The organism is Hymenobacter sp. YIM 151500-1 (assembly GCF_025979885.1).
Taxonomy (GTDB): domain Bacteria; phylum Bacteroidota; class Bacteroidia; order Cytophagales; family Hymenobacteraceae; genus Hymenobacter.
On sequence record NZ_CP110139.1, the window covers coordinates 1,080,501 to 1,096,302 of the forward strand.

Genomic DNA, 15,802 nt, shown 5'->3' on the forward strand with positions numbered 1-15,802 from the left:
CGGCCACTTAGTTGACCCTATGGCGGAAGGCGAAAAGATCATTCCGATAAACATTGAAGATGAGATGCGTGGAGCCTACATCGACTATTCGATGTCGGTTATCATCTCCCGGGCCCTGCCTGACGTGCGCGACGGCCTCAAACCCGTACACCGCCGCGTGCTCTACGGCATGAGCGAGCTGGGCGTATCCTACAACAAGTCCTATAAGAAGAGCGCCCGTATCGTGGGGGAGGTGCTTGGTAAATACCACCCCCACGGCGACTCCTCCGTGTACGACACGATGGTGCGCATGGCCCAGGACTGGAGCCTGCGCTACCCGCTCGTGGATGGGCAGGGCAACTTCGGCTCCATCGACGGCGACTCACCGGCGGCCATGCGCTACACCGAAGCCCGCCTCAAGCGCCTAGCCGACGAGCTGCTCGGCGACCTGGACAAGGACACGGTGGACTTCCAGCCCAACTTCGACGACTCGCTGGAAGAGCCCAGCGTGATGCCGGCCAGGTTTCCGAACCTGCTCGTCAACGGCACGTCGGGTATTGCCGTGGGGATGGCTACCAACATGGCCCCGCACAACCTCACGGAAGTAGTGGATGGCATCGTGGCCTACCTGGCTAATCCCGACATCACCATCTCGGAGCTGATGGAGCACGTCACGGCTCCCGACTTTCCTACCGGCGGCATCATCTACGGCTACGAGGGCGTAAAGCAGGCCTTCGAGACTGGTCGCGGCCGGGTGGTGATGCGGGCCAAAGCGCACTTTGAAACCACGCCCAGCGGGAAGGAGCAGATTGTGGTGACCGAAATTCCCTACATGGTGAACAAGGCCTCGATGATTGAGCGGACGGCGGCCCTCATCAACGAGAAGCGCATCGAAGGCATTTCCGACCTGCGCGACGAGTCGGACCGCGACGGTATGCGCATCGTGTACGATTTGAAGCGCGACGCCATGCCCAACGTGGTGCTCAACCAGCTCTACCGCTACACCCAGCTGCAAAGCTCCTTCGGCGTCAACAACGTGGCCCTGGTAAAAGGCCGCCCCATGACGCTGAACCTCAAAGACCTGATTCATCATTTCGTCGACCACCGCGCCGACGTGGTGGTGCGCCGGACCCGCTACGAGCTGGCCGAAGCCCAGAAGCGGGCCCACATCCTCGAAGGCCTGCTCATTGCCCTCGACCACCTCGACGAGGTAATTGCCCTGATCCGTGGCTCCCGCGACGGCGAAGTGGCCCGCGCCCAGCTTATCGAGCGGTTTTCGCTTAGCGACGTGCAGGCCCGCGCCATCCTCGACATGCGTTTGCAGCGCCTCACGGGCCTGGAGCGCGAGAAGCTGGTGCAGGAATACGACGAGCTGATGAAGCTCATCGACCACCTGAAGGCTGTGCTGGCTTCTGAGCAGATGCAGCGCGACATCATCCGCGACGAGCTGGTGGAAATCAAGGAGCGCTACGGCGACGCTCGCCGCACGGCCATTGAGTACGCCGGCGGCGACTTCTCGATGGAGGACATGATTGCCGACGAGGCCATGGTTATCACCATCAGCAGCGAAGGCTACATCAAGCGCACCCCGCTCGATGAGTACCGGGCCCAGGGCCGGGGTGGGGTAGGAGCCCGCGGGGCGGCTACCAAGCAGGACGACTTCACCGAGCACCTGTTTGTGGCTACCACCCACGAGTACCTGCTCTTCTTCACCGAAGCCGGCCGCGTGTTCTGGCTTAAAGTGTACGAAGTGCCCGAAGGCAGCAAAGCCTCCAAAGGCCGTCCGATTCAGAACCTGATCGAGATTCCGCGCGAAGACTCGGTGCGCTCCGTGCTCAACGTGCGCGGCCTGCGCGACCCCGACTACCTCGATAACACCTACCTGATGTTCTGCACCGAGCAGGGTACGGTGAAGAAGACGCCGTTGGAAGCCTACTCGCGTCCCCGCGCCGCCGGTATCAACGCCATTACCATCAACGAGGGCGACCGGCTGCTCGACGTGCAGCTCACCAATGGCAGCTCCGAAGTGGTCGTAGCTCTTCGTTCCGGCCGGGCCGTGCGCTTCCCCGAGGAGAAAGTCCGCTCTATGGGCCGCACTGCCGCCGGGGTGCGCGGCATCACCCTGGCCGACGACAGCGACCGGGTGGTGGGCATGGTGTGCATCGACAAAGACAGCCAGGAGGAACTGCTCGTAGTGTCCGAGAACGGCTATGGCAAGCGCAGCCCCCTGGAGGAGTACCGCATCACCAACCGCGGCGGCAAAGGCGTCCGGGCCATGAAGATTACCGACAAAACCGGCGCCCTGGTCACCATCAAAGCCGTGAGTGATGCCGACGACCTGATGATTATCAATAAATCGGGGATTACGATCCGTCTGCGCATGGCCGACTTGCGCAGCATTGGGCGGGCAACCCAGGGCGTGCGCCTGCTGAAAATCAGCCCCGGCGACGAAATTTCGTCGGTGGCGAAGGTGGCTACTGATGAGGAAAAAGACCCTGAAGCAGAGGCCGCCGAAAACGGATTATTCCCCGATGGTGGTTTGGACGGGGAGGGGCTGGCCACCGCCGCGGATGCGGACCTGGCCAGCCTAACGGACCCAGATTCCATCAGCGCTAATTAACTTGCAGCGGCAGAACTCAACTTTGGGTTCTGCCGTTTGCGTTACAATTCCTTTCATTCACCCGACCATTCTTCAACCTACTCCCATGAAGAAGATACTATTGACCCTGATGACCGCGGCCGCGCTACACACCGCTTCGGCTCAGAACTCAGCGGTTACCAACGCCATTCTGTTCCAGCGTCAGGGCACTCTGGACAAGGCTCGCACCGAGATTGACAAGGCTATTACGCACGAAAAAACTCAGGGCAAGGCTAAGACCTGGTACACCCGGGGCGAGATTTACGAAGGCATGGCGTCGAGCCCCATTTATGGCAAGTCGCTGGCACCCGGTGAAGGTACCAAGACGGCGTTTGAGTCGTACCAGAAAGCTATTTCCCTAGAGGGCAAAGATGCAGAATATGGCAAGCTGGCCTCGCAGAAGCTAGACGGGCTGTACGGCCTGGCGCTGAATGCCGGGGTAGAAAGCTACAATGGCAAGGAGTACGACAAGGCTATTGAGTCGTACCGCATGGCCCAGCAGATTCGCCCGCAGGACACCACGGCCTATCTGTACGCAGCCTTTGCGGCCGAGGCTAAACAAGACTTCGGCTCGGCCAAAGATATGTACAGCAAGCTGCAAGGCATTGGCTACAAGTCGCCGCAGATGTACGGCCGTTTGTTGCAGATTGCCCGCCAGGAAAAGGATGACGCTGCCGCTCGCAAAGTAGTTCAAGAGGCGCTGGTGGCGTACCCGAACAACAAAGGCTTCATGTTAGAAGACCTGAACATGGAGTTGAGTGCTGGTCGGGGTAGGGAAGCCATCAGTAAAATTGAAAAAGCCATTGCGGCTGACCCTACAAACTCCAACCTGTATGCTGTGCTAGGCTCGGTGTACGACCAGGATAAGCAGCCGGCCAAAGCGCTGGAGGCATATAAGAAAGCCGTTGAAGTTGATCCGAATAACTTTGACGCCAACTTTAACCTGGGTGTGTACAACTACAACAAAGCAGCCGAGCTCTATACGAAGGCCAGCAAGATGAGCTTGGCTGAGTATCAGAAGTCAGGCAAGAAGAACGAGGCCGACGGCAAGAAATACTTCCAGGAATCATTACCTTATTTTGAGAAGGCGCTACAGATCCAGCCCGATGACCGGGCTACCATTTCCTCCTTACAGAAAGCATATCTGCGCGTGGGCCGCACGTCTGATTCAGAGCGGATGTCAGCCAAGCTAGAAAGCCTGAATAAGAAATAGCTTCCCGCAGGTAGGAGACTCTATAAAGCTAAGCCCAGCATCGTGCTGGGCTTAGCTTTATAGATATAACTTAACATAATATAAATTATAAGACATATATGCAGAATTATTATGCAGAATTATATTGTTAGTCAGGTCCTACTGTTGTCGTACAATAGTACCAAACTGGTACATTTTGTAGCTGCAGTTGCGGGGCTTAGGCTGGATGTGGTGTTGATTTTCGTTCCGTGTAGGATGAATAGAGCAACGGACCCACGAAGAATACTTGGTGCTGTGTCGAGATGTCGAGGTTGAGATTAAGTGTTAAGGGATATGGTAGTTTCGTTGACAATGACTATTCCCTAAGTTATCAGATGTACTATGTGGGCATTTTGAGTTCTATAGTTCTATAATTAGTGAAGCATCAGGCACTATAACTGAAATAGTGAACAGAATCAATGGTCGGTCGTCAAATCTAATGCTGAAGCTGGTAAGCTCTGTGTCTTCTCGTTGCATATGAAGCGGGTCCCTTATTTGTGAATGTTTAACGTGCCTTAAGACACTCTAACAAAAATAGGCTTCACAGCTGGAGTTATTCAAGTATTCGATTGTGGATGCGTAAGGCCTGTTTAAGAAAATTTAGGTTTCCCCTACCCAGTTGCTAGTTGCTATGTGCTGGAAAGTATATGGTACTTATTTGGTAAAGAGTGCATGGTGGAATAACACTTATTAGTAAAAAAAAGTATATAAAGTATAATAAAGTTAAACTTTTATATACTTTATACTGCTATTTAGTACTAAAATTCTCAACTTTATGCCCCATCTTTCGTATATTTACTACACAATCGCCAACTATATATTCATCACATGCCTAAAACCATTGACTACCCACGTACATCTTATCAAGGGGCTTGGGAAGTAGCTGAAGTTGTAGATGATACTGGTGGCAAGTGTGCCATTGAGACGGCAGCCCGAAAGCTAAACCGTAAGGTTAGTGGCTCTTTTAAAGCCATTATAGGATCAGCCGTTAAGTTTGGGTTACTAACAAGCAAAAGGGAGTTTCTAACAACCACTAACCTTTTCCGACGCATTAAGCATGCGTATGATAAGCAGGAGGAGAAAATCTATCACCGTGAAGCGTTCTTACACCCACCTCTCTTTACACAAATTTGCCGCAAGTTTCGCAACCGGGAGTTGCCGGTACATATGTTCGACGTCATGCTCATCCGCGAGTTTGGTGTTGAGGAAATAAATGCGCAAAGCGTAGCTAAAGCCTTTATTGATGGCGCCCGGATGGCTGGAATCATAGATGAGCGCAACGTCATAGCCGATATTGATCAGCTAGCGGCACAACAAGCGCCCCGCCGGGAACTTTCCAGCACCGAGATGCCTGCTAACCTGTTCAAAGCCGGGACAGTACCCCCTCAGGTTAGTACCTCTCCAGCGGGCGCAACATCACATCCCGTACAGGCGAAAGCTCACTCTCACAACTCGTCCAACGAAAGTCTATCCCCTGGAGCAGGTTTTGTACCTGCTGCTGCTAGGGGTTCGGATGCTGTGTCGTCGCTGTTTGGGCTAGATACAGATGATTTAGAGGAAGATTTTTCTGCTTCGTCTGAATCGGAGAATGAAGCTGTTGGCTCAAGCGCCGCCGAAACGAATACGCATCCTGTTTCACTTGCTGCTCACGCCGCCAATGAGCTGGCCCCAACGGTACGACAGGTACAACAGAGCCAACCTACTCCTCCAGCTGGTCATCTGGTTGCTGCGGATCCATCGGCTCCGCTACCAAACCCGAGCATAGCTTATACCATACGCATCAGCGGGCCGGGGATGGACACCCAGCTGTCTGTCCAGGAGCTTGATGATCTGGATATCGTTGAGGCACTCTTGGGTAGGATTAGGCGACGATTAGGTAGCTGATATACGGACGGACCTCTTCCCTCCTAGAATAGCCTTCCTTATCTCATAAACTTAAATTCCTAAGTATGTTTATTAGTTATGTTAATGTGAATTGAGGCGTTCAATAATATTTGATGAATCCTGAGTATCTGCTCCTTCCACCGCACCGTCTTGCGTGACAACCTCGCCTACCTAAATGACTTCCATTCTAGTAACCGGATGTGCCGGATTCATTGGCTCGCATGTAGCAGAACATTTGCTTCAGCAGGGATATCGAGTTGTCGGTCTCGACAATTTTGACCCATTCTATAGCCGCAGTGTAAAGCAGCATAATCTTTCCTTCTGCCTGCAACATCCCCATTTCAGCTTTCACGAGGCTGACCTACGCCATGGCGTTGATGCGCTGGTGGATGCCTTACCAGCTGATCCACTAGTTGCAGTTATTCACCTGGCGGCCAAAGCCGGTGTGGGTCCCTCAGTACAGGCCCCCGTGGCTTACTTGGAGAATAATGTGCTGGGTACAACACACCTGTTGGAATGGATGCGGCACCGTGATATTAAGAAGCTCTTCTTCGCCTCCTCCTCCTCGGTGTATGGTAACAGCCCCACCCGCCCCTTCCGGGAAGACATGGACGTGCTGACAGCCTGCATATCCCCGTACGCCGCTTCCAAACTGGCCGGCGAGCAGCTTACCCACACCTACCACCACCTCTACGGCCTGGATGTATTGAATGCCCGCTTTTTTACCGTGTATGGTCCGCGCCAGCGCCCTGACCTTGCTATTCACCGGTTTGTGCGCCAACTACGGGCCGGACAACCCATTTCGGTCTTTGGCGACGGTACCACCGCTCGCGACTATACCTACGTGCTGGACACCGTGGATGGCATCGTGCGGGGGGTAGACTATTTACTGCGACATACCCACGTTCACGAAACCATTAACCTGGGCAACCATCGCCCCGTACCGCTGCTGGAACTGGTTCAGACAATTGGGCAAGTGCTAGGCATTGAACCCCAGGTGGAGTACCACCCCATGCAGGCCGGAGACGTGGAGGTCACGTACGCCGACATTCACAAAGCCCAGCAACTGCTCGGCTACGCCCCCCAGACCTCGTTGCGGGAAGGATTAGGCGCATTTATCCAGTGGCTGGACAGGGCTGGCTTACCGGAAAGGCTGTCCGTCTAACTTCCGCTTACACCACCTCTTCCCTACCCTATTACGTGCTGGCCGGCCGCCGCCTGACTATGGCTCTTGTACGGGCTGGGCTGCCGGCCGCCGGGCTTGCTGCCGCCGTAGCAGCACGATGTTGCGGGCGTAGACCACCGTTCCAAACATGTTGCCGAGGATCAGCACCTCGTCGCGGCGTAGGAGGGCGTACACCAGAATCAGCACCGAGCCGACGAAGCTGATAACCCAGAAGCTCAGGGGCAAAGACGATTCGCCTTTGCGCTCTGAATACAGCCACTGGTAGACGAAGCGGAGCAGAAAGATGGCTTGGCCAAGGAAGCCCAGCACCAGCACTCCTCCCGGAATGCGGCGGCCCAGCATGGTCTGCAAGCTAAAATGCCGGTTGCCGGCCACAAACCACCCCAGCATGGCCACCGGAAACGCGTAGGCTCCCGCCCGAAACCAGGGGCTGAGCTTCTTCCACTCGCCTAGCAGCTGGAGGTTGCGGATGTAGATACCGTAGCTGATGAGCTGGGCCCCCAGAATCACGGGGTCGTGCCGCAGGATACCATAGACAATCATCAGAAACGAGGACACCAGGCTAATCTGCCAGAACAACGTGGGCACCAGTACGCGCTTGGCCCGCTCGCTCTGCACCCATTGCAGCACAATGCGGCTCGAAAACAGCAGCTGCGACACCAGTCCAATGGCCAGGGCAACAGAGTGCGGGCTCATGGCAGCAGGCTAGCGGACCACGGCAACGGAGGCCCGCTGCTGCTCACTGATGTCGTAGTTTTTCCAGCGGCTGCGAATCCAGCGGAACCCGAACGTATCGACCAGCGGCTTCCAGGCGCGGTTCCAGAGCGTGTACTTGGCCGTGCCGGCAAACCGCGGGAAGTGGCGCACCGGCAGCTGCTGCACGCGCCCACCCTGCAACTGCACCAGCGCCCCCAGAAACCGGTGCATGCCGTGAAACAGCGGAATCCGGCGGGCATATTCCGCCTTGATGATTTTCAGCGGGCACCCCGTGTCCTGGATTCCGTCGTTGATGAGGGTGCGGCGCACGGCGTTGGCTACCTTCGAGGACAGCTTCTTCACCACCGTATCCTGGCGCTGGGCCCGAATGCCGTTCACCATATCGTACTCAGGGAAAAACGGCAGAAACTCCAGGAAGTCGAGCGGGGTGGTCTGGATGTCGGAGTCGATGTAGCCAATCAGGGTGGTGCGGGCGTGGTCGATGCCGGCTTTCAGGGCCGTGCTCAGCCCCCGGTTCTGGCGCAGCGACAGGTACTCGTACTGGGGGTTAGTCTGGCAGATGGTGCGGAGCAGGGCCAGGGAACCATCCGTGGAGCCGTCGTTGATGAACAGCACAGTGGTGGGCACCGGGCTCAGGGCCAGAAACTTGTCCATTTCCACCACAAACTGCCCCAGGCTCTCTTCTTCGTTGAAGACGGGCACGAGCACCGTCAGGCTTTGCTGGGCGAGGTAGGCGGCAGTAGACATGAGGGCAGGCAGGTAACGGGCGGCAAGGTACTCAAGAAGTAAGACGTTGCCCCTCTCCTACGTAAAAGCGCCCAGCCGGATAAGCCGGGCGCTACCCACTCACTTTCCATCAAGCAGACCCCAGGCTGGGCGCTTCAAGGTAGGTTGGAATTTCACTTAATGAAAAAGGACAGGAAAACGCAGGCGTGCTCAGCCACCCACCGGCGCGACGGTGACGCCCTCAAAGGCCGTGTTTTCACCGACCGAACGCCATTGGGCGAGTTCCTGGTCCAGGGCGGCGCGCTTTTTCTCCCACAGGCCATAGGCATCGGCGCCCAGCATCAGCCGCAGGGGCGGCCCGGCCGACTCAACGGCAGCCATCATGGCCAGGGCGGCTTTGTGCGGGTCGCCGGGCTGCTGGCCGGCCCCGCCGTACAGATACTGCCGGATGGGCTCAATGACCGGCTGGTACTCTTCGATGGTCTGGGCCGGGCGCATGTTTTTGTCGCCGGCAAACTCGGTGCGAAACGCCCCCGGCTCCACGATGGTGACGTGAATGCCCAGCGGCTTTACTTCGTCGTGCAGGGCTTCGGAAAAGTCTTCCAGGGCGAACTTCGAGGCGCAGTACGCCGAGAATCCGCCCACCCCGGCCAGGCCACCTATGCTAGTCAGGTTGAGAATGTGCCCGGACTTCTGCCGGCGAAACGTCGGCAGAAAAGCGCGCGTGAGTTCGGCGGCGCCCCAGAAGTTGACTTCCATTTGCTGCCGCAACTGCTCGGAGGAAAACTCTTCCGCTGCGCCCAGGCTGCCTTGCCCGGCGATATTAGCCAGCACGTCTACCCGCCCGAACCGCTCCACCGCCGCGCGCACGGCAGCCTCGCGCGCGCTGGCGTCGGTTACGTCTAAAGCCACGAACAAGGCGGTATCAGGGTAACGCTGGGTCAGGTCGGCCACGGAATCGGCCTTGCGGGCGGCTAGCACGGCCTGGTGCCCGTCGGCCAGTACGGCTTCGGCTAAGGCGCGACCAAAGCCGCTGGAGGTCCCGGTAATGAAGTAGGTTTTGCTCATGAGCTTTTGCGAGTGCAGATGAAGAGGCTGGAACTAAGCATTAAATGGAGCCTGCCGTTTTAACCAGACTGGAAATTCAATGTTCAGGTAGTTCGCTTTTTCTATCTTACTCGTAAAGGCTCACGCTCAAACAGGCCCAGCAAGCGGGCACCATTCGGGAGCTGCTTGCTGGACCTCTTATTTGAGGACCCGCGCTTCCTAATTGATACCCGTCTGCCGCAGGGGCACCTGCTGCCAGCGGGCAAATGCCAGCCACTGCCGCCGCCAGTACGTATACTCGCCCAGCACGCAAATCACCTTATCGCCCCGGAAGTAGATACGGGTTTTCACTTGCTGATTTTTCCAGGCAATCGGGCCGGCTTCATCGGGCTCCATATCTTCCACGTTCTGCCACAGAAAGGAACGGGGAGTTTCGTGTTCTTGGCCCAGCATATCCTGCCAAAGCCGCATAGCGTGCGCAACGGGAGAAGGGAACATACAAGCAAAAAGGTATTCGAAAACAATGCGCAGGTGCTACTGAATTCTGAGCAATGCCAATATAATATAAACGCTAACGGTAGCTTATCTTCTACCAAAAAATATTATCTCCAACTGGTCACACTACGCATAAACAAGTAGCAAAGCTTTTAAAGTCGGTTCAGTAGTTTTAAGAGTTGAACTATACACACATTACTTCTGGCACATCTAGTTTACCATCACTAAGAATAATACAGTATTTCATCTTTACTCCCGCCGCAAGCCGCTGGCAATAGTAGTGTGCCGCTGGCGCAGCACCTGCACTACATCCTCGAGCGACAGGCCGGAGGCGGTGAGCAGCACCAGCAAGTGGTACAGCAAATCGGCGGCTTCGCCTTGCAAGCCTTCCCGGTTGCCGGCTACGGCATCAATCACCGTTTCCACGGCCTCCTCCCCTACTTTCTGGGCAATCTTAGGCAGGCCTTTGCGAAAGAGCGAGGCGGTGTAAGAGTTCGGGTCTTCGTCGGGGAACTGCTGCCGGCGCTGCACCAGGCGCTCCAGCTCGGCCACGAAGCTCACGGCCGGGGCCGGGTAGGCCATTTGGTCGGGCTGCTCGAAGCAGCTGGTGGTGCCGCGGTGGCAGGTGGGTCCGTCGGGAATAGCCCGGATGAGCAGGGCGTCTTGGTCACAGTCGGGGTGCTCACTGACCACCGTGAGGTAGTGGCCCGACGTTTCACCCTTGGTCCAGAGGCGCTGCTTGGAGCGGGAATAGAACGTGACGCGGCCCGTTTGCTGGGTGACGCGCCGGGCCTCCTCGTTCTGGTAGCCCAGCATGAGCACCTGGCCCGTGTGGGCATCCTGTACAATAACTGGGATAAGCCCATCGGGCATTTTGGCAAAGTCCATTGTCTTGGTTTGTGGTGGGTGGTTTTTGGTAGTCGTTCTTACTTTTTTCGGTCGTCACTTTATGCCCAAGAGCCAAAAGCCAAAAACCGCTAACTAAAAACCAGATGTTACAGCCTAACCGGTATACCGTCCTGGCGCAGGTGTTCCTTCAGCTCCCGGATGCCGATTTCGCCGAAGTGGAAGATACTGGCAGCCAACCCAGCGTCGGCCTGGGCCTGCTGAAAAACGTGGGTGAAATCCTGCTTGGAACCAGCCCCACCCGAGGCCACCACCGGCACCGACACAGCCCGGCTCACGGCCCCGGTCAGGTCCAGCGCAAAGCCATCCTTGGTGCCGTCGTTGCTCATGCTGGTGAGCAGGATTTCACCGGCGCCACGGTCGGCGGCCTCCCGGCACCACTGCACGGCGTCGAGGCCGGTGTTGTGAGTGCCGGCGCGGGTGTAAATCTGCCAGCCTTCCGGCGCGTGGTAGCGGGCATCGGCGGCCACCACAATGCACTGGCTGCCAAAGCGGGCGGCCAGCTCATCAATCAGCTCGGGCCGGGCCAGGGCGGCAGAGTTGATGCTTACTTTGTCGGCCCCGTTCAGCAGCAGGGCCTCCACGTCGGCTACCGTGCCGATGCCCCCGCCCACGGTGAAGGGAATGTCCAGCTCCCGGGCCACGTCGCGCACCAGGGCCACCAGCGTGGCCCGCTTCTGGTTGGTGGCCGTGATGTCGAGAAACACCAGCTCGTCGGCGCCCTCGCGGGCGTAGCGGGAAGCCAGCGCCACCGGGTCGCCGGCGTCCCGCAGGCCCTCGAAGCGCACCCCTTTCACCGTGCGCCCGTCCTTCACATCGAGGCAGGGAATGATTCGTTTAGTTAGCATTTGCTTGGTTTTTGGTGGGCGGTTTTTGGTTTTTGGCTGATGTTGTGGTGCTTTCTATTTTGTTTTTGATTCTTATAGGGAATGCTATCCAATAAGAGCCAACAACCAAGAACCACCCACCAAAAACCAACTACTACAGCCAGGGCTGCAACTGCTCCAGGGTAATGGTGCCTTCATAAATAGCTTTGCCGATGATGGCGCCATGCATCCCCATGGCGGCCAGGGCTTCCACGTCGGCCAGGGTCGTGACGCCGCCGCTGGCAATGAGGCGGGCGGCGGGCAGCTGCTCGCGCAGCTGCTGGTAGGTAGCCACCGACGGCCCCTGGAGCTTGCCATCCTTGCTTACGTCGGTGCAGATAAAGGTGGTGGCGCCACTGGTCAGGTAATCGGCCACAAACTCCCGCAGGGTCCGCTCACTCTGCTCGGCCCAGGCGTTGATGGCAATGTGGTTGTCGCGGTAATCGGCCCCAATAATAACGCGCGCGGCCCCGAACGTCTGCAGCCAGCCGGCTACGGTGGCCGGCTCGCGCACGGCAATGCTGCCCGCGGTAATCTGCCCGGCGCCAGCGTCGAAGGCCTGCCGCACAGCCTCTTCGCTCTGCAGTCCCCCACCAAAGTCGATGTGCAGGCTCGTGTGGCGGGCAATGCGCTCCAGCACCGGCAGGTTGACGGGGCGCTTAGCGCGGGCCCCATCCAGGTCGACCAGGTGCAGGCGCCGCACCCCGTGCTGCTCGAAGCGCTGGGCCACGGCCAGCGGGTCGGCGTCGTAGGTGGTTTGCTGGGCAAAGTCGCCCTCGGTCAGGCGCACACACTGCCCGTTGATAAGGTCAATGGCAGGAATTATTTCCATGTGGTGGTTATTCAGGGCTGGAACTACTATACTGTCCTGCTCTATCTGGCGTCCGACCTGGCGTCCGCGCAGCCGAACCGAAGGTCGCCGTAGGTAAGCATCTCTACTTCTGGCTAAGATGCTTCGCGGGACTCAGCATGACGGTCAATATGCACTTACAGCTTGAGAAAATTTTCCAGGATGCGGGTGCCGACCGGGCCACTCTTTTCGGTGTGGAACTGCACGGCGTAGAAGTTCTGATGCTGCACGGCGGCGCTGAAGGGCGCGGGGTACGTGGCCTGGGCAATGGTGTAGCTGCCCACCGGGGCGAAGTAGCTATGCACGAAGTACACGTAGTCTTCTTCGCGCAGGTCCTGGAAGAGCGGACCGTGCAGGGCGTGCAGGGTATTCCAGCCCATGTGCGGCACCTTATACTCCGGCGCCGCCGGAAACCGCACTACGTCGAAAGGCAGGATGCCGAGCAGTTCGGTGCCGCCTCCTTCCTGGGTGTGGCGCCCCAGCAGCTGCATACCCAGGCAGATACCCAGGAAGGGTTGCGTAAGCGTGGGCAGCAGAGCGTCGAGGCCTTGGGCGCTCAGCTCCCGCATGGCCGAGGCTGCCTCCCCCTCTCCCGGAAACAGCACCTTGTCGGCCCGCCGGATTACCTCGTGGTCGGCCGTAAGCGTGGCTTGCACCCCCAGGCGCTCCAGGGCAAACAGCACCGACTGCACGTTGCCGCCTTTGTAGTCTACAATTGCTATTTCCATTTGAAAAATACAGAACTAGTTGAGGCCTTATCCATTTGTTTTAACATTTGAAAAATCTGATTCGTACTGTCAAAATCAGGCGAGCTTGACTTTGCACGTTAGGCGAAGAACAACAGAAACAACCGTCATGCCAGGCGTCAACTATCAGCTGGGAGAATTTAGAGACGGCTTACCCATATGTTTAAACATATGGGTAAACTACAGAACCCCCTTCGTGCTAGGTATTTCCATGCGGCCGGCGTCGCGCACCAACGCCATTTTGATGGACTTGGCTACGGCCTTGAAGATGGCTTCAATTTTATGGTGCTCGTTCTGCCCCTCGGCTTTGATGTTGAGGTTGCAGCGGGCGGCATCGGAAAAGCTCTTGAAGAAATGGTAAAACATTTCGGTAGGCATGTCCCCTATTTTCTCGCGCTTAAACTCAGCCTCCCACACCAGCCAGGGGCGGCCTGAGAAGTCGATGGCGGCTTGGGCCAGCACGTCGTCCATGGGCAGTAGGAAGCCGTAGCGGGCCAGGCCGCGCTTGTCGCCCAGGGCCTGAGTGAAGGCCTCGCCCAGGGCAATGGCCGTGTCTTCGATGGTGTGGTGCTCGTCGATGTGCAGGTCGCCCTGCACGGTGATGCGCATGTCCACGCCGGAGTGCTTGCTGAGCTGGTCGAGCATGTGGTCGAAGAAGCCCAGGCCGGTGTGCATGTCGGGGCGCCCCTGCCCGTCCAGGTTCAGCTCGATGCGAATCTTGGTTTCGTTGGTGTCGCGCTGCACTAGGGCGGTGCGGGCCGGCAGGCGCAGAAACTGGTAGATCTTCTCCCAGCTCATGGTCGTCAGGACCGCGCGCGGGTCCCCCTCCCCTTCCGGCCGGAGCAAGATGGCCTGGCAGCCCAGGTTCTGGGCCAGCTCCACATCGGTCAGCCGGTCGCCGATGACGAAGGAGTTTGGCAGGTCGTAGCCGCTGGCCTCGCCCAGGTACTGCTGCAACATGCCGGTGCCGGGCTTGCGGGTGGGCAGGTTCTCGTGCGGAAAGCTCCGGTCGATATGCTCCCGCGCAAACGCCACGCCTTCCGCGCGCAGCACGTCGAGCATGAGCTGGTGGGCCGGCCAGAAGGTGTCTTCCGGGAAGCTCCCGGTGCCGAGGCCATCCTGGTTGCTGACCAGCACCAGCTCATAGTCCAGCTCCCGGGCAATGCGGGCCAGCCCGGTAACAGCGCCCGGCACAAATTGAAACTTGTCCGGCGTCAGCGCGTCAATCTGCTGGCTGGGCTGGGGCTCGATGAGGATGGTACCGTCACGGTCAATGAAGAGAACTTTTTTCATGTGTGGGTGTAGCGCAAACTGTTTAGTTCGCACTTGGTAAGTCAAAGAATGCGTGCCATATGAGCCACTCGCTACTACGGAACTACAACCGACGATCCGCGTAGCTAAAGTTCGCGCTACCCTGGAAACTCCCGTAGCGCCTGCAGCAGTTCCTCGTTTTCCTGAGGCGTGCCCACGGTGAGGCGGAGCGTGCCAGCGCAGCCAGGCTGGGTGGTGCGGTTGCGTACGATGATGCCGCGGCTCACCAGGTAGTCGTACACGGCCGTAGCGTCGGGGCGGAAGCGCACCAGCAGGAAGTTGGCATCCGAAGGAAACACCTCTTCCACAATATCCACCGCGGGCAGGCGCTGGGCCAGCCAGTCGCGGCCGGTGAGCAGCTGCTGACGCAGCGCCTCGAAGCGGGGCGCGTCGTGCAGGGCGGCCAGGGCGTGCTGCTGGGTGGCCGCGGATACGTTGTACGGCGGCTTGATTTTGTTGAGGTAGCCGATGATGGCGGGCGAGGCGAAAGCCATGCCCAGGCGCAGACCGGCCAGGCCCCAGGCTTTGGAAAAGGTTTGCAGCACTACCAGGTTCGGGAATTCGCTCAGGCGGGTGGTCCAGCTGGGCGCGGCGGCGAAGTCGGCGTAGGCCTCATCTACCACCACCAGCCCGCGGAAGCCGCGCAGGATTTCCTCCAGGTACTCGGCGTGGAGCAGGTTGCCGGTGGGGTTGTTGGGCGAGCAGAGCCACACGAGCTTGGCCTCCGAAGCCAGCACCCCGGCCACGATGTCGGGCGAGAGCTGGAAATCCGGGGTCAGCGGCAGGCGCTCCACCCGCACGTCGTTGAGGTTGGCGGCCACCTCGTACATGCCGTAGGTGGGCGGCAGGATGAGTAGGCTGTCCTGGCCCGGCGTACAGGTCAGGCGCACCAGCAAGTCAATGGCCTCGTCGGAGCCGTTGCCGAGGAAGATTTGCTCGGGACGGACGCCCTTCAGCCGGGCCAGCTCCTGCTTCACGGCCCGCTGCAAAGGGTCGGGGTAACGGTTGAACCGGTCGGGGCCGGCGCTGCCGAGGCTGTTCTCGTTGGCGTCGAGCATGACCTGGGCCTCGCCCTGGAATTCGTCGCGGGCCGACGAGTACGGTTTCATAGCCCGAATATTGGGCCGCACAAGGCTAGCAAGGTTGAACATAAATCACGGATTTAGGACCCCACCCCAACCCTCCCCAAAAGATGCCGCGCATCAAGCGGGAGGGGCTTA

The 15,802-nt window shown here is 58.3% G+C and carries 14 protein-coding genes; 4 read left to right on the forward strand and 10 right to left on the reverse strand.

The features are described 5' to 3' along the window. The first annotated feature begins 19 nt into the window (after positions 1 to 19). The 4 genes from gyrA (at position 20) to OIS53_RS04390 (ending at position 6,897) form a co-directional block, all read left to right on the forward strand. Entirely contained in the window at positions 20 to 2,599 is a 2,580-nt protein-coding gene (gene gyrA, locus OIS53_RS04375; protein ID WP_264681176.1) for a DNA gyrase subunit A, read from the forward strand. 85 nt (positions 2,600 to 2,684) lie between these two features. Next, positions 2,685 to 3,830: a tetratricopeptide repeat protein gene (locus OIS53_RS04380; protein WP_264681177.1), complete on the forward strand. Its 1,146-nt coding sequence runs from the start codon at positions 2,685 to 2,687 to the stop codon at positions 3,828 to 3,830. Between the two features lie 846 nt (positions 3,831 to 4,676). Then, complete coding sequence (locus OIS53_RS04385; RefSeq protein WP_264681178.1) at positions 4,677 to 5,732, forward strand: hypothetical protein; 1,056 nt, start codon at positions 4,677 to 4,679, stop codon at positions 5,730 to 5,732. A gap of 175 nt (positions 5,733 to 5,907) precedes the next feature. Next, positions 5,908 to 6,897 carry a GDP-mannose 4,6-dehydratase gene (locus OIS53_RS04390; RefSeq protein WP_264681179.1) on the forward strand — a complete coding sequence of 330 codons (990 nt, stop codon included), beginning with the start codon at positions 5,908 to 5,910 and terminating at the stop codon, positions 6,895 to 6,897. A gap of 57 nt (positions 6,898 to 6,954) precedes the next feature. On the opposite strand, the gene OIS53_RS04395 is transcribed toward OIS53_RS04390, so the two are convergent. From OIS53_RS04395 to hisC, 10 genes are all read right to left on the reverse strand, one after another. Next, positions 6,955 to 7,614: a lipid-A-disaccharide synthase N-terminal domain-containing protein gene (locus tag OIS53_RS04395; RefSeq protein ID WP_264681180.1), complete on the reverse strand. Its 660-nt coding sequence runs from the start codon at positions 7,612 to 7,614 to the stop codon at positions 6,955 to 6,957. Between the two features lie 9 nt (positions 7,615 to 7,623). Next, positions 7,624 to 8,382 (reverse strand): glycosyltransferase, encoded by a 759-nt coding sequence (locus OIS53_RS04400; RefSeq protein ID WP_264681181.1) that lies wholly within the window; start codon positions 8,380 to 8,382, stop codon positions 7,624 to 7,626. 189 nt (positions 8,383 to 8,571) lie between these two features. Continuing rightward, the gene (locus OIS53_RS04405) at positions 8,572 to 9,429 is read right to left on the reverse strand and encodes an oxidoreductase (protein WP_264681182.1); all 858 of its coding nucleotides are present in this window, start codon (positions 9,427 to 9,429) and stop codon (positions 8,572 to 8,574) included. A gap of 198 nt (positions 9,430 to 9,627) precedes the next feature. Then, positions 9,628 to 9,906 carry a hypothetical protein gene (locus OIS53_RS04410; RefSeq protein ID WP_264681183.1) on the reverse strand — a complete coding sequence of 93 codons (279 nt, stop codon included), beginning with the start codon at positions 9,904 to 9,906 and terminating at the stop codon, positions 9,628 to 9,630. Positions 9,907 to 10,152: 246 nt separating this feature from the next. Next, positions 10,153 to 10,791, reverse strand: coding sequence for a bifunctional phosphoribosyl-AMP cyclohydrolase/phosphoribosyl-ATP diphosphatase HisIE (hisIE, locus tag OIS53_RS04415; RefSeq protein WP_264681184.1), 639 nt, complete (start codon positions 10,789 to 10,791; stop codon positions 10,153 to 10,155). 107 nt (positions 10,792 to 10,898) lie between these two features. Continuing rightward, positions 10,899 to 11,657 carry an imidazole glycerol phosphate synthase subunit HisF gene (hisF, locus tag OIS53_RS04420; protein WP_264681185.1) on the reverse strand — a complete coding sequence of 253 codons (759 nt, stop codon included), beginning with the start codon at positions 11,655 to 11,657 and terminating at the stop codon, positions 10,899 to 10,901. 133 nt (positions 11,658 to 11,790) lie between these two features. Next, the gene (gene hisA, locus OIS53_RS04425) at positions 11,791 to 12,507 is read right to left on the reverse strand and encodes a 1-(5-phosphoribosyl)-5-[(5-phosphoribosylamino)methylideneamino]imidazole-4-carboxamide isomerase (protein WP_264681186.1); all 717 of its coding nucleotides are present in this window, start codon (positions 12,505 to 12,507) and stop codon (positions 11,791 to 11,793) included. A gap of 155 nt (positions 12,508 to 12,662) precedes the next feature. Then, the gene (hisH, locus tag OIS53_RS04430; RefSeq protein ID WP_264681187.1) at positions 12,663 to 13,253 is read right to left on the reverse strand and encodes an imidazole glycerol phosphate synthase subunit HisH; all 591 of its coding nucleotides are present in this window, start codon (positions 13,251 to 13,253) and stop codon (positions 12,663 to 12,665) included. Between the two features lie 198 nt (positions 13,254 to 13,451). Then, the gene (gene hisB, locus OIS53_RS04435) at positions 13,452 to 14,564 is read right to left on the reverse strand and encodes a bifunctional histidinol-phosphatase/imidazoleglycerol-phosphate dehydratase HisB (RefSeq protein ID WP_264681188.1); all 1,113 of its coding nucleotides are present in this window, start codon (positions 14,562 to 14,564) and stop codon (positions 13,452 to 13,454) included. Between the two features lie 116 nt (positions 14,565 to 14,680). Beyond that, a complete protein-coding gene (gene hisC, locus OIS53_RS04440) occupies positions 14,681 to 15,733 on the reverse strand; it encodes a histidinol-phosphate transaminase (RefSeq protein ID WP_264681189.1) in 1,053 nt (350 codons plus the stop codon). Between the last annotated feature and the right edge of the window lie 69 nt (positions 15,734 to 15,802).